This is a genomic window from Ruegeria sp. YTSC003 (assembly GCF_059609785.1).
In genome coordinates this window covers 128,991-148,239 of record NZ_JBXWMK010000012.1, presented here as the reverse complement: position 1 = coordinate 148,239, position 19,249 = coordinate 128,991, and the positions used below count along the sequence as shown (strand labels likewise).

General features: G+C 55.7%; 16 protein-coding genes. 8 read left to right on the top strand and 8 right to left on the bottom strand.

The genetic code is table 11. From position 1 onward, the window contains the following. Positions 1-363: 363 nt before the first annotated feature. Positions 364-1,239 (bottom strand): LysR family transcriptional regulator, encoded by an 876-nt coding sequence (locus AC2FFH_RS19550; protein WP_496845142.1) that lies wholly within the window; start codon positions 1,237-1,239, stop codon positions 364-366. A 134-nt stretch (positions 1,240-1,373) separates the two neighbouring features. Between AC2FFH_RS19550 and AC2FFH_RS19545 the strand changes: the two genes are divergently transcribed. Next, positions 1,374-2,339: an NAD(P)-dependent oxidoreductase gene (locus tag AC2FFH_RS19545; RefSeq protein WP_496845141.1), complete on the top strand. Its 966-nt coding sequence runs from the start codon at positions 1,374-1,376 to the stop codon at positions 2,337-2,339. A gap of 290 nt (positions 2,340-2,629) precedes the next feature. Here AC2FFH_RS19545 and AC2FFH_RS19540 read toward each other — a convergent pair whose 3' ends face one another. Then, positions 2,630-3,505 carry a LysR family transcriptional regulator gene (locus tag AC2FFH_RS19540; RefSeq protein ID WP_496845140.1) on the bottom strand — a complete coding sequence of 292 codons (876 nt, stop codon included), beginning with the start codon at positions 3,503-3,505 and terminating at the stop codon, positions 2,630-2,632. A 119-nt stretch (positions 3,506-3,624) separates the two neighbouring features. On the opposite strand from AC2FFH_RS19540, the gene AC2FFH_RS19535 reads away from it, so the two are divergent. From AC2FFH_RS19535 to AC2FFH_RS19525, 3 genes are read left to right on the top strand one after another with little or no spacing between them, the layout of a single operon-like run. Beyond that, complete coding sequence (locus tag AC2FFH_RS19535; RefSeq protein ID WP_496845139.1) at positions 3,625-4,491, top strand: HalD/BesD family halogenase; 867 nt, start codon at positions 3,625-3,627, stop codon at positions 4,489-4,491. A gap of 11 nt (positions 4,492-4,502) precedes the next feature. Further along, a complete protein-coding gene (locus AC2FFH_RS19530; protein WP_496845138.1) occupies positions 4,503-5,051 on the top strand; it encodes an isochorismatase family protein in 549 nt (182 codons plus the stop codon). 30 nt (positions 5,052-5,081) lie between these two features. Next, complete coding sequence (locus tag AC2FFH_RS19525; protein ID WP_496845137.1) at positions 5,082-5,993, top strand: NAD(P)-dependent oxidoreductase; 912 nt, start codon at positions 5,082-5,084, stop codon at positions 5,991-5,993. A gap of 117 nt (positions 5,994-6,110) precedes the next feature. Here the strand turns inward: AC2FFH_RS19525 and AC2FFH_RS19520 are convergent, their stop codons facing one another. Continuing rightward, entirely contained in the window at positions 6,111-6,590 is a 480-nt protein-coding gene (locus AC2FFH_RS19520; protein WP_496845136.1) for an Lrp/AsnC family transcriptional regulator, read from the bottom strand. An 88-nt stretch (positions 6,591-6,678) separates the two neighbouring features. On the opposite strand from AC2FFH_RS19520, the gene AC2FFH_RS19515 reads away from it, so the two are divergent. The 4 genes from AC2FFH_RS19515 (at position 6,679) to AC2FFH_RS19500 (ending at position 10,694) form a co-directional block, all read left to right on the top strand. Then, entirely contained in the window at positions 6,679-7,689 is a 1,011-nt protein-coding gene (locus tag AC2FFH_RS19515) for a pyridoxal-phosphate dependent enzyme (protein WP_496845135.1), read from the top strand. Continuing rightward, positions 7,682-8,806, top strand: coding sequence for a M20 aminoacylase family protein (locus AC2FFH_RS19510; RefSeq protein WP_496845134.1), 1,125 nt, complete (start codon positions 7,682-7,684; stop codon positions 8,804-8,806). Before AC2FFH_RS19515 ends, AC2FFH_RS19510 begins: the two co-directional genes overlap by 8 nt. Before the next feature lie 479 nt (positions 8,807-9,285). Further along, on the top strand, positions 9,286-9,762 hold the full coding sequence (locus tag AC2FFH_RS19505) for a hypothetical protein (RefSeq protein ID WP_496725186.1): 477 nt from the start codon (positions 9,286-9,288) through the stop codon (positions 9,760-9,762). Then, the gene (locus tag AC2FFH_RS19500; RefSeq protein WP_496741897.1) at positions 9,759-10,694 is read left to right on the top strand and encodes a polyprenyl synthetase family protein; all 936 of its coding nucleotides are present in this window, start codon (positions 9,759-9,761) and stop codon (positions 10,692-10,694) included. The genes AC2FFH_RS19505 and AC2FFH_RS19500 overlap by 4 nt, the downstream gene beginning before the upstream one ends. Here AC2FFH_RS19500 and AC2FFH_RS19495 read toward each other — a convergent pair whose 3' ends face one another. From AC2FFH_RS19495 to AC2FFH_RS19475, 5 genes are all read right to left on the bottom strand, one after another. Beyond that, complete coding sequence (locus tag AC2FFH_RS19495; protein WP_496845133.1) at positions 10,695-13,976, bottom strand: adenylate/guanylate cyclase domain-containing protein; 3,282 nt, start codon at positions 13,974-13,976, stop codon at positions 10,695-10,697. It lies immediately after the preceding gene. 33 nt (positions 13,977-14,009) lie between these two features. Beyond that, positions 14,010-15,797, bottom strand: a complete 1,788-nt coding sequence (locus tag AC2FFH_RS19490; protein WP_496845132.1) for an FAD-dependent oxidoreductase — start codon at positions 15,795-15,797, stop codon at positions 14,010-14,012. A 549-nt stretch (positions 15,798-16,346) separates the two neighbouring features. After that, complete coding sequence (locus AC2FFH_RS19485; protein WP_496769177.1) at positions 16,347-17,108, bottom strand: glycosyltransferase family 2 protein; 762 nt, start codon at positions 17,106-17,108, stop codon at positions 16,347-16,349. A gap of 22 nt (positions 17,109-17,130) precedes the next feature. Beyond that, positions 17,131-18,027: a glycosyltransferase family 2 protein gene (locus AC2FFH_RS19480; protein ID WP_496769181.1), complete on the bottom strand. Its 897-nt coding sequence runs from the start codon at positions 18,025-18,027 to the stop codon at positions 17,131-17,133. Positions 18,028-18,057: 30 nt separating this feature from the next. After that, positions 18,058-19,197: a glycosyltransferase gene (locus AC2FFH_RS19475; RefSeq protein WP_496845131.1), complete on the bottom strand. Its 1,140-nt coding sequence runs from the start codon at positions 19,195-19,197 to the stop codon at positions 18,058-18,060. Positions 19,198-19,249: the final 52 nt, after the last annotated feature.

The window sequence follows — 19,249 nt, the reverse complement described above, 5'->3', positions numbered from 1 at the left end:
GAACACATTACAACCTGATGAGACACTCGTTGGGTTCAAATGCACAACCCAGAATTAGAAGAATATGCGTAGAGACTGTCTCGTTGTCCAATCCTCAGTCGCTACAATGAGCAACAAACCCTCTCTTAGCAAATAGACCTATTTTGTCCGATAGGCTCTGACGTCAGACATGTTTGGATGTCTGCATTAGTAGGTTTTAACAGAAAATGCGATACCGAGTGATCATTTGCTGCGCAGACTCCAACGTCCGAATACTGTTCATAGCGGGCGCGTCGTCGCTGGCTCACCATTCACTATCCCAAAAATCTCTGAACTGAACACTCATAAACAACAGACGTTTAGACGAAGGAGAATTTCCATAGTTTATCGAAAGATGTCTTCCAGCCAAGCTTCAAAACGCTGTTTGGCTACCGCATCCGCTTTTGTGTTTTGCCCTGAAATCAAATAGTGGCTCTGTTCTATATGAACTGCTTCACCAACTATGGCGACCTTTCTTCCGGTCTCAACTGCGGTTTTGGCAAACCTCTCGATAACGATCGCATTGCCGCCACCTGCGGCCACGATGTCCACTGCGGCTATTGTCGTGTCGACCACAAAGGTTGATGCGAATTGGGTTTGTCGAACCCCGATTGCGGAAAAATACCGTTCCCACATTTGCTGGAAACCCAGAATGTGAATGAGTGGCCGTTGTTGCAGATCGTCGATGGGAGGGGTTTCTTCCTCGACCATCTTGGGGGCAATAGGGACGATACGTTCAGTAGATATTTTCCGAGAGGGGATTTCATTCCAATCGCCACTTCCTGTCCTCAGTTCGACATCGACATTTTCGCGGCCTGCGGATTCGGCCCAAATGTTCGAGATCAGCTTTATGGAAATATCGGGATGAATCCGCAAAAACTCGGGCAGCCTATGAGCGAGAAACAAGGTCGCTGTGGATATTGGCGCGCGCACGACCAGCTCGTGCTTCTGGTTTGATCCGAACAGGCTGATCGTTGACAGATCGATGTCTCTCAGGGCTTGCCGCACGGAAAAAGCGTATGCCTGACCAACTTCGGTCAGGCTAAGATTGCGTGCGGCACGATAGAACAAGGGGCAGCCAAGTTGTGCTTCCAGCGAGCGGACATGAAGGCTGAGTGCCGATTGTGTGATACCCAGCTCGGCTGCGGCAGCAGTAAAGCTCAGATGCCGCGCTGCGCATTCAAAGGACCGAAGCCAGATAGGGTTAGGAGATCGCGGCATTCTTAGCACCGAAAATTTTCGCTGATACCTGCCGGTTTTATTCGTTTTACACCTTGCCATCAACGTCTGTAGTTTTTTTCAAAGTAACATCTTTGCCGATCATCCGGCAGGAACTGGAACAGGGAAGCACGCACATGAAAGTTGGGTTTATTGGTCTTGGAAATGTCGGCGGGAAACTCAGTGGCAGTTTGCTGCGGAACGGCATTGATCTAACGGTGCATGACCTCAATCCCGAACTTGTGGATGATTTCGTGTCGCGTGGGGCGGCCCGGGGTGAAAGCCCGGCCCAACTAATGCGCGATTGCGATGCTGTTATCACCTGTCTGCCGTCTCCTGCCGCTTCGGATGTTGTCATGCAACAGATGCTGCCCGAGGTGAAATCGGGCAAAATCTGGATGGAGATGTCCACCACTGACGAGGCCGAGGTCAAACGCCTGGGCGCAATGGTGATGGACGCAGGAGGCGCAGCCGTGGATTGCCCGGTTTCGGGTGGATGCCACCGCGCGGCGACGGGCAATATCTCGATCTTTGCGGGGTGCAATCGTGCTACGTTTGACCGCATCGCGCCTTTCCTGAAAACCATGGGTCGCCGCATTCTGCACACTGGCGATCTGGGCTCGGCTTCGGTTCTGAAAGTTGTGACGAACTATCTGGCCACGGCCAATCTTGTCACCTGCTGCGAAGCGCTGGTCACCGCCAAGGCAGCCGGCATGGACCTGAACACGACCTATGAAGCGATGAAGATCAGCTCCGGCACGTCTTTTGTGCATGAAACCGAAAGCCAGGTGATCCTGAACGGCAGCCGGGACATTTCTTTCACCATGGATCTGGTCAAAAAGGATGCAGGCCTGTTTCAGCAGGTGGCTGACCGTCACAATGTGCCGCTGGAAATCTCGCCTATGCTGGTTCAGATCTTTGAGGATGGCATCGAACGATTTGGCGAGCGTTGTTATTCGCCCAACATCATAAAACGTCTGGAGGAGGCCACAGGTCTGGATATTCTCGCCCCCGGGTTTCCGCCGGAAATGATGGATGATGAGCCGGAAGAGCCCGGTTACGAGGTGATCCCGCAAGGTTTTGAACGCGAAGCCGCTGAATAAAAAAACGGCTGAATTGTAGCGCATCTGTACATTCGGCGGGCACCCAGCAACGCGCAACCTGACGGCCGCGGGAATCGAGCACCTATCAAGAGTCGATCGCGATCTGGTCGAAGCGGGAGTGAGTGCACCTGATAGGTTCACCACTGCCGCGCTGACGGCCAGCGACTATGAGAACCAAGAGGAATCCGGTGTGCCGGTACATAATCTCTTTGGCGCATACTATGTACCAGCAACCTTCTCTAATTGAATAAATTTAAACTGTCTCACTGGCGTTGGAGCCAGACAGAAGATCAGGTTAAAAAACGGGTTTTTAACCACTCGCAAAAAGCGGTCGAATCGTGTGATCCGGCCGTACCTGTTTTGTGTTGCAAGACGTAGTGAGCCTGACCCGTATCAACGGGGGCACCGACAATTCTGATCTGGCGCCTGCTCGCGATGGCCTGCTGCGCGAACCGGTTGATCATAATAGTGCAGCCGCTTTCCGCGGCCACCAATTCGCAAGCGGCGACCGAGGTATCGACGATAAGGCGCGGAGATATATCAGCATTGGGCAGACCACGGGCCGACAGATACCGCGCCCAATGGTCGTCGAACCCGAGAACGTGGATGGCAGCGTGCGCCATCAGGTCCTCGGGTGTTTTGATCATTGGCGCGGTGCGCACACCGCAAACTGGAACGATGAATTCATCAGAAAGCTTGACCATGCGCGTGTCGGAATGGGTTTGCGGAGCCAGCAGGATGTCTATGTCCACGGGATGCCCTTCCCGGCCGCTCTGCCACAGCGAAGTGACAAGTTTGATCCCGATACCGGGATGAGCTGTCTGAAAGGTCGCAAGTTGCGGCGCCAGCCAAATGATCATGGCCGCCGACGCTCGCACAACGATCGTCGTCTCCAAGGCAGGCCCAAACAGCCCGTTTGTGGAAAATGCGATGTGCTCTAATGAATCCCGGACCGATGTTAAATAGGCCCGGCCGATTTCCGTCAGTTGCAGGCTTTTGGCCTTGCGAATGAACAGTTTCTGCCCCAGCTGACCTTCCAGCGCCTTCATGTGTTGACTGACGGCCGTTTGTGTCAGCCCCAGCTCTCGACTGGCGGCGGTAAAGCTTAATTGGCGTGCGGCGGCCTCGAAAGTGCGAAGCCAGTTCAGATTGAGATTGCTTTTCATTGCCCATTCATAAGTTTTTTATGTGCATGGACGCAAATTCTTTCATTTTCCTTCATTCCGGTCGGCAGTTAGACAAAAGCAACCGACGACGAAGTCGACCAGAAAAAAAGGAGCGATCTATGCCGGAGATCAATCAAGATACAGACACCGACATGGTTTTGAGCCTTGTGGATCTGGAGCGCTATCCCATTGCGGATCTGGAAAGTGCCGAAGGCGCTGCGTTTCTCAAGACCTGTCAGGACCAGATGGAGGAACATGGCTGGTGCAATCTGGATGGGTTCATCCGCCCCGAGGCACTGGCAGCACTGGCCGATGAATCCAACGCCTTGCTGCCCACCGCTGACGTGCTGACTATCAAGCGCAACATCTACCAGGGCGCAATTGATCCGTCGCTGCCCAAGGATGATCCGCGCCGTAAGGAATATACGCATGTGGCAACGCAATTGGCGGACGATCAGCTGCCAAAGGAAACGCTCATCCAACAGTTTTATCAGTCGCCGCGTTTGACAGACTTTGTGCGCCGCGTCCAAAAGAAAGAGGTGCTGCATCGCTGCGCCGATGAGTTTCAGGCGCTGAATGTCGTCGCCCTGCATCCAGGAAGCTGGCACGCCTGGCACTATGATACGACGGAATGCACCGTGACGCTGCTGTTGCAGGCCGCTGAAACCGGTGGTGACTTTGCCTTCTTGCCAAACTCGCGCACCGACGAAACCGAAGACCGCGAGGCGGTGGATCGTTTGCTTGCTGGCGATATGTCCCATGCACAGAAGTTTGACCGGGGCGCCGGTACTTTTACCCTGTTTCGCGGTGGCTATTCTTTGCACGGGGTGACAGAGGTCGAAGGGTCGACCCCCCGCGTCACCGCGATCATGACCTATGACGAACAGGAAGGCCGCGTGATCAGCGACGACATCAACATCCGGATCTATGGTGATCGCGTCAAAAATATCCTCGCGGAACGCGCAGCCGCCACTATCAACGCATAAAGGACCAAGCCATGAAAACTGCTCTACTCGTCATTGATGTGCAAATGGCGCTGGCCCGCGAGGATGCCGCTGGCGCGGTGCGATCTTGCCCCGAGGCAGGCGAAAATATTGGCCGACTTCTCAGCCGGTTTCGCGCGCAAGGTGACAAGATCGTCCATGTGCACCACCACGGGCTTGATCCCGATGATCCATTTCATGCGGATGCGCCTGGTGCTGTTGTTCAACCCTTTGCAGCACCGCAAGGGGACGAGCCGGTGATCATCAAACACGTCTCCAGCGCCTTTGCCGGAACCTCGCTCGAGGCCGATCTTCGCGCTGACAATATCGAGCGTGTGGTCATCTGCGGGGCCACGGCCAATCACTGCGCCGAGTCCGCCGCGCGCTCTGCAAGCAGTCTCGGCTTTGAGATGGTCTATGCCTCTGATGCCGTCTGGGCTTATGACGCGACCGGGCCGGACGGGGTGACCCACAGCGCCGAACAGATCCATTCCGTCACGCTCGCCAACCTGCAGGGTGAGTTTGGTGAGGTATGTTCGACCGACACCATCCTGAACGCGTAAGCAATATAACTAACCCCGAGGACGGCGAAGATGCGCATTGGATTTATTGGGCTTGGCACAATGGGCGGCCCGGCGGCCCTGAACCTGATTAAGGGCGGGCATGACCTGACGGTCTGCGACCTTGATCGGAACCGGGCAGAGGAGCATCTTGCGCTGGGCGCGACTTGGGCAGAGACCCCTGCGGCAGCCGCGCAAGCGGCGGATATCGTGTTCACGATGGTATTTGGACCAAAGCAAATTGAGCAAGTGGTAGGCGGTGACGATGGGCTGCGGTCGGTTATGACCACCGGTCAGGTTTGGGTGGATATGACAACCAACAAACCTGCCTATGTGCGCGAACTTGCTGCCATTTTCGCTGAGATCGGCGTGCAGGTAATTGATGCGCCGGTGACGGGTGCCGTCGATGGTGCACGTACCGGCAATATGCCTCAATTCGCAGGTGGGGATGAGGCGACTGTCGCGCGTATTCGCCCCGTGATGGAACTGATGGGTCCGCTTCATTACATGGGCCCCAGCGGTAGCGGGTCCGTGACGAAACTGGCCAGCAATCAGCTTTGGGCCATCCACGCGACAGCCATGGGTGAAGCACTTGTCATGGCGGTGAAATCAGGTGTCGATCTGTCACGAGCCTGGGACGCGCTTAAGATCGGGGCCAGCGAAAGTTGGTGCATGCATCACGACGCCCCGTCCGTTTTTGCCGGACATTATGATCCGTCTTTCACACTGGACTTGTGCCAAAAGGATCTGGGCCTGATCGTTGAGGCCTGCGACGACGCCGGCACCGCCGCCCCTGCCACACGGCTGGTATGCACGCAGTTCGAAGCGGCCCGCGAAAAATACGGGGGCGACAAGGGCGAATTGCATGTGGTGAAGCTTGAAGAAGACAATGCTGGCGTGTCACTTCGCCTTGACGGGGATTGGATCCCGCACTGGGAAAAATAACGAGGGGCCCAATCTGGGCCCTAACCCCAAGGTCCCGCGGCGCTGGTTAATAAGCGCATCCGCGGCCCAGCATTCGACGTGCCGCTTTGACGCGGTAGCTGGCGTAAATGTTGATTCCTACCGTTCCAACCCAACATCCTGAACAGGAATACCCAAACCGACTTTCTTTCTTCCCATGACAACAGATGTGCGAAAGCGACGGACGTTTGAGTTGTCGAAGAACAATCGTTTCGTGAGTTCCTGAAAATCATCCATATCCTTTGCGGTGCAGACGAGACAGAAGTCGGCGTCTCCGGTGATGTAATAGCACTGCTGTACCATAGGCTCTGATTGCGCCTGACGAGAGAATGCGTCGATCTGATCCTGACGTTCGCGTTCCAATTCGACCATGACAATGAAGCTCATCGCGACACCCAGCTTTTTGGGATCAACGATTGCGACTTCTGAAAGAATTGCGCCCGAGGTTCTGAGCGCCTTTAACCGCCGTTGAACGGAGGCCACGGACAAACCTGTCTCGGACGCAAGCGTTTCGAGGCCCATCTTGGCATCGGCTTGCATCAACTGAAGCAGGTTTCGGTCATACTGATCGAGTTTCATGAGAAATTCCCTATAGGGTAAGAAAATTTCCCGAAAATTCGGAAAAATTGACCATAATAGGTCATCCTTCGCGTGTACAACTTTCTGTATGAAAAATCCAACGATACTCGATGTTGCAAAACCGCTGGCTCTGCTGGCTGCATGCCCCGCCTATAAACCCAGTCCGTTGGAGGCACGCAGTCTCCGAGACAGACCTATTCTGATCAAGGATGAAACCAACAGGATGGGATTGGGGGCTTTCAAAGCGCTCGGTGGCGTTTACGCTGTTGCCAAGCTGATAGAAGCGCGGGTTGGTCACCCTTTGGAATCAAACGCCTTTTTGGATGATTCCGTGAAGGCCATCGCACGCTCGATGACTTTTGTCTGTGCCAGTGCAGGTAATCATGGCATGGCCGTGGCGGCCGGTGCGCGGCTGTTTGGCGCAAAGGCCCGCATTCACCTTGCCGAAACAGTGCCAGAGGATTTTGCAATTCGCCTGCGGGACAAAGGCGCGGAAGTTGTCCGATCAGGTGACGATTACGAGGCGAGCGTTGCGGCAGCCATAGCCGACGCCGAGGCGTCCGGCGCAATTCACCTCGCCGATGGATCGTGGCCTGGATATACGGAACCTCCGCGGTTGGTAATGGAAGGCTATACCGTCATCGCCGAAGAAATGCGGACAGAGATGGAAAGCTCTGGGAATTGGCCCAGCCACGTTTACTTGCAGGCAGGTGTTGGTGGGCTGGCTGCGGGGATCGCTTACATGATCCGGTCCACCTGGGCGGTTCAGCCAAAGATCATAGTGGTTGAACCTGATGCAGCCCCTTGCCTTGCCGAAAGCGCCCGGGCCAGACAGATAGTAACGGTTGAGGGCCCCGTATCCAATATGGGGCGCTTGGACTGCAAAACGCCTTCTATGTTGGCTTTCGAAATTCTGGAACGGTGCGCCGACGACTGGGTAACGGTCACTGACTTGCAGGCCGTGGGCGCTGTAAAACATGCGCGCGATCTGGGCTTTTCCACCACGCCATCTGGCGCAGCGGGGCTTGCAGCCTTGTTGACGGACGAGGCCAAATTGCCGTTGATCGTGCTGTCCGAAGGAGATGTTCCCGATGCTTGATCTCGTTGCGTTTCGCCGTGATCTGCATGCTCACCCTGAAATAGGCTTCGACCTTGATCGGACCTCGGATCTGATCGCGACCGAGTTGGAGCGCGCAGGGCTTGAAGTCAGCCGGGGTGTGGGCCGCACGGGTATTGTGGCCACCTTGCGCCGTGGTCCGGACGAAACCGCAATCGGTTTTCGAGCCGACATGGACGCGCTGCCGATACACGAGGCCACCAACTTGCCGTACCGCTCGGGAACGGAAGGCAAGTTTCATGGATGTGGCCATGATGGCCACAGCACCATGCTGCTGGGTGCCGCGCTGGAGCTTTCGGCGGACCCGTCTTTTGACCGCACCATTCACTTCATCTTTCAGCCGGACGAGGAAAACGGAAACGGGGCAGCCGCGATGATCTCGGACGGTTTGTTTGAACGCTTCCCGATGGCCGCAATCTTTGGCCTTCACAACATGCCCGGAATGGAGCTTGGTCACTTTGCCACTCAAGCGGGCTCATTCTGCGCGTTCGAGGATAATTTTGAGATACGCGTTCAGGGTCAGGGCGGGCACGCGTCGATGCCGGAAAAAGGCGTTGATCCGATTGTGACTGGGGCCGCAATTGTGCAGCAGTTGCAATCGATCGTCTCTCGCTCGGTTTCGGCGAGCGAGCATGCAGTGGTTTCCGTAACGGAGTTCCTGACAGACGGTGCACGAAACATCCTGCCCAGCAACGTAACCCTCAAGGGGGATTGCCGGGGCTTTTCCAGGGATGTGTCCGAAAATATCGAGCGCCGAATGCGCACCATTGTCGCCGGTGTTTGTGCCGCGCAAGGCGCAGAGGCGGAGGTTGATTACTCGACTTCCTTCCGGCCATTGGTGAACGATGCCAGAGCCACTGACATGATCGCGGGTGCCGCTCGTGAGGTTGGCAGCGTTGATGCGGATTACGGTCGGGTAGGATTCTCTGAAGATTTTGCAGAGTTTCTTGCCCACCGCCCCGGGGCCTTCATCCTGATGGGCAACGGAGTGGAGGGCAACAATTCGATGCCGCTTCATAACCCGTCGTATGATTTCAACGATGAAGCAATCAGGCACGGGGTTGCGTTCTGGACCAGCACGGCACGACGGGAATTTTGATGGCAAGTGACGCCTGAGCAAACGTCAATAATGGGCAATTTTTCCACCCCTGCTGTCCCCAATCGAACCTTCGGCTGATCTCATGCGGCAAATGTTCTCTTTGTTGGGCCACTTCATCTGGTGACCACCGCTAGGGTCGGTCGCATCGAGACCCAGAAACATTGTGGGAAGCAGGTGACGCAAAGCCTCATGGTCACGAACTTCGACCCGGCAGATCGCGGCGACTCTGTTTCGTATCGTCTTCTGCGCCATATGAACCAAAACCTGCGGGGCGGGTGCTTTTTTCTTACGCCGACGGCAGATCCCAAAGGTTAATAGATGGTTAACATATCTCGGTACTTGATTGCGCGGCGATCTTCTTGTTTTACTGAAAATCAAATCAACCCATGCCCAAACGCGGTGTGAATATACAGTGACAATCGGTAACAAAACTCTGAATCTACAGAACTTTATGACGATGCGGGCAATGGAGTAGCAAGATGAATCAAGACGATGGATCATCACGCAATGAGTTTGGGAACCCCGGCTCGATTGACGATATGGTGGCGATGTATCTGGAAGCGCTTGAGGGTGTTCTAGGCTCGCTGCGGGACTACAGCGAAAAGGGTGCACGGGTCGAACCCGACGTGATGTTTCTGCTTGCACAGGCACAAGCCCGGTGGCTCAGTTCAGCTTTGCGGTACTGGCAGCAGATTGCGACCATCGTCTCGACCCAAGGGACAGACGCGATCGAAGCAACCATACCCAGTGCGGATGGCCCGTCATTGGAGGCCAGACAGCTGATCGTGCTGGACAAGGCCCGTGCCGTGTTGCGCGAAATATCGGATCTGTCGCTGAGCGAGGCAAAACTGCTGCAACGTGATCTTATGGAAATCGAGGCAGAGCTTCGCAAGTCAGTCGGCCCCGAGGGTGACGACCGGGAAGGCCCCCATCGCTATGCAAAATCCAAACCATGAATAACGAAGGTGCCCGCGCCGATTGGGTGATACCGGAACTGGGATTTGAGTCTGAGACCGAACGGTTGCGCACTGCCATCGGCGCGTGGGTTGAATCCACACCCGAGGAGATGCGGCCGCAGTTGGAAGAGCAGTTTCTGGCCGGCTCAAAGTATTTTCGCCCATTGACCATCTTTGCCTGTCAGACGGCTGTCGGCAGCGAGGAGATCACGGATGAAACCATACAGGCAGCCGTAACGCTTGAGCTGTTTCATAACATGACGCTGGTTGTGGACGACATTCTGGACCAGTCGGACGAACGGCGCGGCAAACCGACCATGCACACGGCCTTTGGGCAACTTGCGGCGCTGATGACGTCCGGGTTCATGGTTGCGGAAGGCTATCGGATGATGGCGACCGAGCCGCAGGTGATCGGGTTGTTGTCCGAGCTAATGTCCCGGCTTGGCGCGGCCGAGATCGCGCAGTGGAACAGCCGCACGATGCCGCGCGGGGTCGAGGATTGGCGCAAGCTGGCGCAGGAAGACACTGGTTCGATGTTTGAGGTGGCTGCTTGTCTCGGCGACCGTAGCGAGGGGTTGCGCCATTTCGGTGGTCTGCTGGGCACCCTGTATCACGCCTGTGATGACGTGTCCGACGTGCGTGGAACCGAAGCCCTGGGCGGTGGGGGTGAAGAGGATATCCGCGACGGGATTCTAACCCTGCCAGCCGCGATCGCCGTGCGCGAGCCTGTGATCGCTGAAATGTTCCGCGATCCAAACCCGGAAAATTACGACGCCCTGGCCGAGGCCTTTCGCGCCGCTTTGCCAGAAGCCGAGGCCGAACTGGACCGGATCGCTGCAAGCGCGATAGCTGAGGCAAATCGATTTGCCCGGAACCCCAAAAAGCTGATCACACTTGTGGATCGCACGCGGGCTTTGGGCGAAGCCCGCTGATCACAAATAGGCGCGTGCCGCTTTCAGATACTGGCTGTCGAACCCTTCTTCGAACTGCGCCACCAGCGGTTCGACAAGCGCGCGTTGTGCGTCTTTCGCGGGCTGCAAAGATGCCAGACCCAGTGCCGCGCGCAGTTGCCATGCCAGCGCGGAACGGCTTTCGGCCGCGTCAAATGCAGCGCGATAATGTCGCTCTGCGCCACTGGTATCGCCACGTTTCTGCGCCAGTTCGCCTTTGACCAGACTCAAGTCAAGGACGTGGTTCAGTTCGCCTCCATCTTGCAATGGTTGGTCTAGCCCGTCCAGAACACGTGCAGCATCCTCGATCCGGTCCTGCGCCAGCAGCAAGCGCGCGTGATTTGCTTCGAAGCAGACGCGGTGGTAATGGACACCAGCATTCTTACAGGCAGCAACAGCCGTGGCCGTGATCTTTTCGGCCTCTTCCAGTTGACCGAGTTTTGCCATCGCCCGGGCGCGCCAGAACGATGCCCAGACACCCAGGAACCTGTAGCCATATTCTCCGGCAACCGCGCTGCATTCTTCGGTCAGGTCCATGACCTGTTTCCAGTCACCGTTCCAGTCGTGAATGCGGATCACACCGTTGGACAGAGCATAGACAAGCGAATAGGGGTCTGGCAGCGACCGGGTGTAATTAAGGATGTCGTTGCCGACCTTCACCGCCTGATCCGGGCGGCCCAGAGACCAAAGCGCCGCTGCCCGGAAACATTCTGAGATCACTTTGGGCTCTGCGGCCGACAGGCGCGGCCCCGGCTGGTCCCAAATGCCTTCTTCATAAAGCTGCAGCACCCGTTCGCCATAACGCACGGACTCGGCGTAGTCGCCACGGTTGAAATGCGACCATGCCTGCATCGAGGCGGAATAGACTTCATAGCGGGCATTGCCGCTGCGCGTCGCCTCGTCTGCAAGCGCCGCAAAGGTCTCGTGCCCCGAGCTTACATCGCCACGCATGGTTTCAAATGCCCCGATGCCGTAAAGAACCGCAACGCGCAGGTCGGGGTCGTCAACATCCACAAACAGCTCGCGGGAACGCTCAAAAGCGGTCTGCGCCTGTGGCGAGGCATAGCTGGTCGCCGCAAAGTGCACGACGCCGATGGTTGACTGCAATTGCAGCTCCAACTTGGCGCGATCAGCCAGATCGTCGACCTCGCCGACATATTCCAATCCATTGCTAAGCTGCGCCAGTGCCTCCTTCATCGAGGCCCGGCTCCAGGCAGATTTACCAGCTGTCAGCCAATAGGGAACTGACCGGTCGCCCAGACCGGCGGCAACAAAATGGTTTGCCACCTGTTCCGGACCGGACTTGCAGCGTTCGGGAAATTTTTCTTCCAGTGTTTCGGCAATCTTGCCATGCAATTGTTGCCGCCGCCGCCGCAATATGGACCGGTACGCGGCCTCCTGAATCAAGGCATGGCGGAACATCAGGCTGTGACCGGTTTGGTCCGGGTATGCGAGGTCTGCGTCACCCAGTTGCGAAAGCGAGTCTGAGAGCTCGGGCAGCGGAGTTCCGGTCACCTGAGACAGCAGGTCGACATCGAATTCCCGGCCGATCACGGCCCCGATCTGGGCGTATTCGCGGGCGGCCCCCAGCTTGTCGAGACGCGCCATCAAACTGTCTTGCAGTGTTTCAGGCACCAAATCCGCGCTGTTTCTGAATTCCATCGCAGAGCGGGTCAGCTCTTCGGCAAACAGCGGTACGCCATCTGACCGTTCCAGCAATTGCTGGCGCTGCTCGGCCGAAAAAGCATCCGAACCTGTCATACTGTCCAACAGCTCTTCGACTTCGGCTGGCTTGAGGCGCGCGAGTTCGCAGGTTTCCAGATGATCCACCTGCCAATCATGGGTGAATTCCGGCCTGCAGGTCACAAGCAACAAGATCTGATGATCGGCGAGTTTGGCGGCGAATTTGGTCAGCAAATCCAGCGATGTGGGGTCGATCCAGTGCAAGTCTTCAAAATGCACCAACAATGGTGCCCGCTTGGACAGAACGATGACCTGTTCGATCAACATGTCGATCGTGCGGGTCTTTTGCAGCTCGGGCGACAGGTTCAGCGGTGGATACCTGTCACAGGGCAGCGAAAACAAAGACGCCATCAGCGCGCGGGCTTCGTTCAGATCGTCTTCGGCGACGACCAGTTTTTCCAGCTTGTCCAGCCGGGCTTCGCTGTCATCGTCTTCCTTGAACCCGAGCACGTTTTCGATCTGACGGCGGATAGGGTACAGGGCCGTGTTCTCAAAATAAGGTGCGGATTGCAGGTGGAGAACGGTTGCACCTTCGCCCTTGGCCTGATCCACCACCTCATATGTGAGGCGGCTTTTGCCGATGCCAGCCTCACCTGAGACAAGGCAAACATTCCCCTTCTTGGATTTGGCATCTTCCCAGGCCGACATCAGGCGGGTCCGTTCCGGAGTGCGACCGACCAGAGGCGTAAGCTGCCGCCGTGCCGAGGTGACGGCGAACCGGTCCTGGCGCTGTGCTGTGGATATGACACGCCACGCCACCTGACCGGGTTCAAACCCCTTCAGATGGATGTTCTCCAGCGCTTCATAGACGAACATATCCCCCAGCAGCGAGTGCGTCCTTTTGCCGATTACAATTTGTCCCGGCTTTGCCAGGCCCTGCAATCTGGCGGCAAGATTGGGAGTATCGCCAGCCACGGCAGACGTCGAGTTCACTCCGAGCTGGTCAAGATCGCCGGCCACCACCAATCCGGTCGCAATGCCGATGCGGACCTGCAGGCGATCACCAGCTGCAGTATCCAGGCCGGCGACGGCCTCGACAATCTCCAAAGCCGCGCGGCATGCGCGTTCTGCCGCGTCCTCTTGGGCGACCGGATAGCCAAAATAGATTACAACGCCATCTCCAAGGTATTGGGCCACGTGCCCCCTGGCATCTTTGATCAACTGCGACACGGTATCCTGATACAACGCCATAAGGTCGCGATAATCTTCAGGATCAAGCCGCGCCGACAGGGCGGTCGAGCCAACCAGATCACAAAACATGATCGTAAGGTGCCGCCGTTCGGCGCTTTCCTCGCCCGTCATGGCTCCGCTGGGTCTGGGCTGTGCCGCGTCCGGCTTCATCGCCGCGATCGCCTTGCTGATCTTGAGCCGATGACCCAACACCGTGACACCCATTTCTCTGAGATGGTCGCCGGTCACATCTTCAAGAATGTCCAGGTCGATGCCGTTCTCATCAAACAGTTCGGTGTATTGTGGCAGGCCAATTTCGTTCAGCCATGCCGCAATCGTTTTAGTAGTCATCAGTCGTCTCTTACTCGTGCGAGTTATTCTTGGTTACTTTTTACGGGGCTTGCCGTCTTCTGTATAGTTCCAGAACATTGGACCAAGGCCCAAAGTCTTTTCGTTCCACTTACTTGCAGGCAGCCAATCCGTAAACAGGGAACCAAGGTTCTCTGGGCTTGGCGTGAATTTCGACTTCGGGAACTTGAAGTCTTTTGGTGGCCATAGCTTGTTGATACCCAGCGCTTTGTCCGCAAGCGTCCAGGCTTTTGCACTGGCGGCATAAGGTGCCCAAGCGATCTTGAGCGTCTGAAACATCTGACTGGGATAGAAATCGGGCGTAATCACCTCTACCGGTTTACCTGCGTCGCCTTTGTCTGGTTCTCTCTGCGCGGCCTGACGTACGCCTTCAGCCGCGATCAGCCCAGTTGCACAAGCGCCTTCGACAGTCGAGACATCAGCGAAATTCCTGACATAAGTTCCTGCCAGAAACAGGTTTTCGAACTTGGTGTTGACCTCGGGGCGATGTTCCCAGCTGCCGGTTAGATTGGCAAAAAGCTCTTCGCCCGTATTTGTGTCGACAGAGGTTTGGAACAGATCGATGTCGGCCTCGGTTATTTCTAACTTGGCAGTGATTTCTCGCAGAATGTAGTCGATCGCGGTTTTGGGGTTTTTGAGATCCAGAATGAGGTTCTGGTTTTCGTCCCGGCGTTCGGGTTTTACAGACAACAGCGATTTGAAATCCGATACCGTCACATAAAGGAAGGTGTTTTTGAGGCCCCACGTCGCCGAGTAGTTGAGGAACGTCATCTCATAGGGCGTATCCATGAAAACCACCACTTCCGTAGGGATGCCGGGTAGTTTCCGCTTGAGATAAAGCTCCACCGACGCCATCGGCTCGGCCTCCAGATACCTCAACTGGCCTAGGGTAGGGTCGGCATTGTACAAATCATCGGTCACCATCGATGCCATTGCACCGGGTGTAATACTGATGATCACGTTCTCATCGCTCACATCCACTTCGATGTCTTTCTTTGCGATCCCCCATTTGGGGTTAACTGATGGCGATTTGGTTACCTTGTCAAACACCAGCCGTTCGATCCGAGTGCCGTCTGCATTGGGATGCACTTCGCGAATTCGGTGGCGGTACTTGAGCTCAAACCGGTCTCCGAACTGATCAAGCTTTTTGTGGAAGGGATCAATCAGAGTTTCTTTCTTGGACCCATCAAACAGCCAAAGCTGCGGAACCGGAACGCGGTTGCCGTACTTCAGGAAGGTTTTGTAGCTGCGCGCTGAGGCTTGCCAACTGTCGATGGCCCAGACGGTCTGCCAGATCTTCTCATGAAGTTGGGCGACCTCATCGGTGCAATAGGGCCGTCCACGCAACCAGCCGTTGAACGACATTCGGTCCAGCTTGTCATCTTCACTGTCCGGGATCGAAAGCAGATCGATCATCGAATACATGAACAGGAAGAGTTCAGCAGGCGGCGCCGCGCCGCCGGTGAGGTTGCGATAGAAATCCTGAATGCCGCCCGGGTTCACCATTTCCGGCATGTTGTCGAGATCACCATCATAGAGGAATTTGAAGGCTTCGCGCGGTGTAAAGTTGTCTTCGATTCCAAGGTCTTCTGCGACCGACCAGAAGTTGTAATACCAATTGCACAGCATGTGATAGCTGTGCTCGCGCGGATAATCACCGTGGTCGTGCTCCTTATGGGACCGCAACATTCCGCCAATGAAATTGTCCTGCTCATACAGTGTGACGTGGTATCCCCGCTCCAACAAACGAAGAGCCGCGGTGAGCCCGGCAATCCCGGCCCCGACGATAGTTACTTTATGCATGCTCACTCCCCCGGTTTTCTGCGTCACAAGCCTGCAATTCCAAACCGGCGACGTCAAAACTTATCTAAGGTTACGATGCTTGGGGCATCAAAGGAAACATTTTCAGAGTGTTGCAGGAAAATGATCCGCAGGACGAAAGGCAACGGAATGTGTCGCGGCATTGCAAGCTGCTTTGAAATATAAGTTCAGGGATTGGGCTTGGACCCTAAATTACAAAAGCAACAAAACTTAGGTGCACGCCAATGCCGTCAACTTCACCCGTGCTTTTTGGTCAAGTTTGGCTTCAAAACCTTGAAAGCCGCCGGTATGCGCGGTGCAGACGTTAGGACTTGGCGGGACATCCATGAACCGGTTAGCGCTGCGCTTCCTCGTTTCTAAGCATTCTCTCACCGGTCACAATGTAGAGCGTGAGTTTCGTTTTTGACATTGCGATTAAGTTCGTTTTCTAACTCCGCCTCGGTCCAATCTCGGCGAGATCAAATTGTAGCTCAGAAGAAACCGAGGCGATGGCCCTAAAATCGGCCAAGGTGATAATTTTGCCAAGCAATGTTACTTTGATGGGGCTCTACTCAAAAAAAGTTGCGGCACCTTCCGCACATTCTTCAGAGCAAGTGTGGAGGCTCCACCAACCCTGTTGCGCCGAATTGCTTCATAGTCTTCTTTTGTTTTCAGGAGAATCCGACGGATGCTCCCGTTGCTTGCTCCACCAAGGCGCATCTTGGTCAGTACTTCCGGGATGTAGGCGGCGGAAATACCGCCTTTGCCAAAATACCGCAGAATGCTCTCGTAGTCGGCCGATATTCGTAGATTGTCATCATAAGCACCCCAGCGCGTGATGACATCACGTTTGATGAACAGGCTGGGATGCGGCGGCATCCACCCGCGTTTCAACTTGTCGGGGCTGTAAGTTCCAGAAACCCAATGGCGGATAACCTTGTTGGTATCCTGTCCCGAGACGTAGTCCAGATCGTCATAAACCGCATCTGCATCGGTGTCCTGAAATATCTGCGCGACCCGCGCCAGCACATCCCTATGCGCAAAGAAGTCATCCGAATGCAACAAGCCGATCACATCGCCGGTCGCCCGGGCTGTCGCCTTGTTCAGCGCGTCGTAGATCCCTTTGTCCGGCTCGCTAACAAGCCGCATCCGAGGATCAGTTCGCCCGTTTAGTAACTCCAGCGTTCCGTCGTTAGACGCTCCGTCCTGAACCACGTGTTCATAGTTGTCGTAGCTCTGAGTATCGAGGCTTTTCAAGGCATCCGGAAGAGTTTCGGCACGGTTCCAAACCGCTGTAAGAATTGAAAACTTCATTATTTTTGAACTCGGGTCCTGCCTAAACTTCAATTCTCAATACGGCCCGGATCGCCTCTGGGGCGCTGTCGCCTGTCCGGTCCATGTACCCGCGCACTTCCTGCAGCTTGGCATCGACCAGAAACCGGTACCAAAACCCCTGCAGCACGTGAAATGCCAACCCTTCGCGCCCGTCCAGAAATCCAAGGCGCAGAACGTAGCGGTAGAGGAAGTACAAAAACGCCCGTAAACCCCCCGGCATTCGGGCGTAGACCTTTTCCTTCAGCCACCGTTTCACACCGGCTTGCCCCTGGCCCAGGCCCGCCACCGTATCAATGGGCACAAACTGGAACTCGTGGTTCAGCATGTCGACGACTTCCCGGCTGGCATATGCGTTATGCTTGTCCGTCCACCAAGAAAGGCTGTTGAGATTGTCATCCAGCAGCTCGCCGGACAGAGCGCCGGTGTTGCCTTCGACCTTGATATGCTCGTCCATCCAACGGTTCTCACATCGTCCCTTGCCATGCCGAAACAGGCGCAGCATCGCGGTCGGAAACAAGCCGCCATGGCGAATGGGCCGCCCCAGAAAACACATGCGGCGACCAACAGTGAAGCCGTCAGTTGTGTCTGGCGCGGAAGATATTGCCGCAGAGATCTGGCCTGCGAGCTTATCCGAGACAATCTCATCCGCATCCAGCCGCAACACCCATTCTGTCTGATCGGCCAGCTGGTCCAGTGCCCAATTGAACTGGGTGGCGTGGTTGCGCCATGGATTGCTCAGGACCTCAGCCTCAAGACCTCGGGCGATCTCTGTCGTACGGTCGTCCGATCCGCTGTCGACCACCACAATCCGCTGCGCAACGTCGCGCACAGAGCCAATGGCGCGGGCGACATGGCGCTCTTCGTTGTATGTCAGGATGACAACGGTGAGGTGCGCCATTTTAATTTTTTCTCCTTATTTTCAATAAATTCATGTCTGCGTAGAGCGGTAAAGCTCAAGAAAACGGCGCACCATTCCTGGCGTGGAAAAATCCCGCCGTATCCAATCCCGGCCCTTTATGCCAATCTCGGCTAGGTCTAGACCATCCAGATCTACTATCGCCGCTGCGATAGCATCCTTCGAAGCCTCAACCCATCGCCCGCAGTTCTCTTTTTCCAAACCTTCCCACGGCGCGTTGAAGGTCGTTATGACAGGAGTGCCATGCGCCAATGCTTCGGCAACGACTATTCCAAAGTTCTCGGAATGAGTTGGCAGGACAAACAAATCGCAATCCGTAAATGCGCGCGACTTTTGTGCACCGTTCACATGGCCTTTGAAACTGGTCCGGTGTGCAATTCCAAGCTCGCTCGCTTTTGATTGCAATGTAACAAGATAGTCAGCATCTCCGTCGCCGTAAATGTCCAGAACCACGTGCTCGGGCAGGTCCGCCAATGCCTCAAAAAGCACTTCAAGCCCTTTCTTGGGGTGGATACGACTAAGGAAAGCAAGCCGTAACATCCCGTTGGGTCGCCAGTTGCGTTCAGGCAGGTCGGCAGGGACATCAATTGCGTTGGGAATCTGAGCGCTGCGGACATTGCCCAAATTCCGGCGGCTGGTTTCGGCTTCGACTTCGGCTGTCACGTGAAGAACCAAAGAGCGCGGTCGCAGTACTCCGCACAGTTTTTCGAAGAAATCTTTGACCCGTCGTTTTGGCGCCGCCTTCCATTGCGCCGTGGCCTGAAAGCCTCCGCGCGGAGACCAAACCAATGCTTTGCCAAATAGGCGGCATAGTAAGAGCGTCGGCATGACGGGAAAGTTATAAGGCCCTGTTAGATGTACGACATCGGCAGAGCGAATCTCTCTGACGAGTCGCCATAGCAACTCGGCAGATATCGAAGTTCCGGCCAAACTCCGACAATATCGAACGGAACATCCGCTTTCAAATTTCGCTGGGTTCTGATCCAGATGCAGCCGGGCTTTGCTGTTGGGATCGGCCACATCTGTGGTCAAAACCTGCACCGAGTTTGCGGGATTAGCAGCGACCCCATCCGTAATGGCGCGCGTCGAAAAAATTGGCCCACCAAAGGCAACTGCCGGGTAGAAGGAAGGCGATACGTGCAGGATTTTCATCAAGGGAGCTTTCGTCAAAGTGTCAATTTCAAGTTAAAAGTTAATACCTATT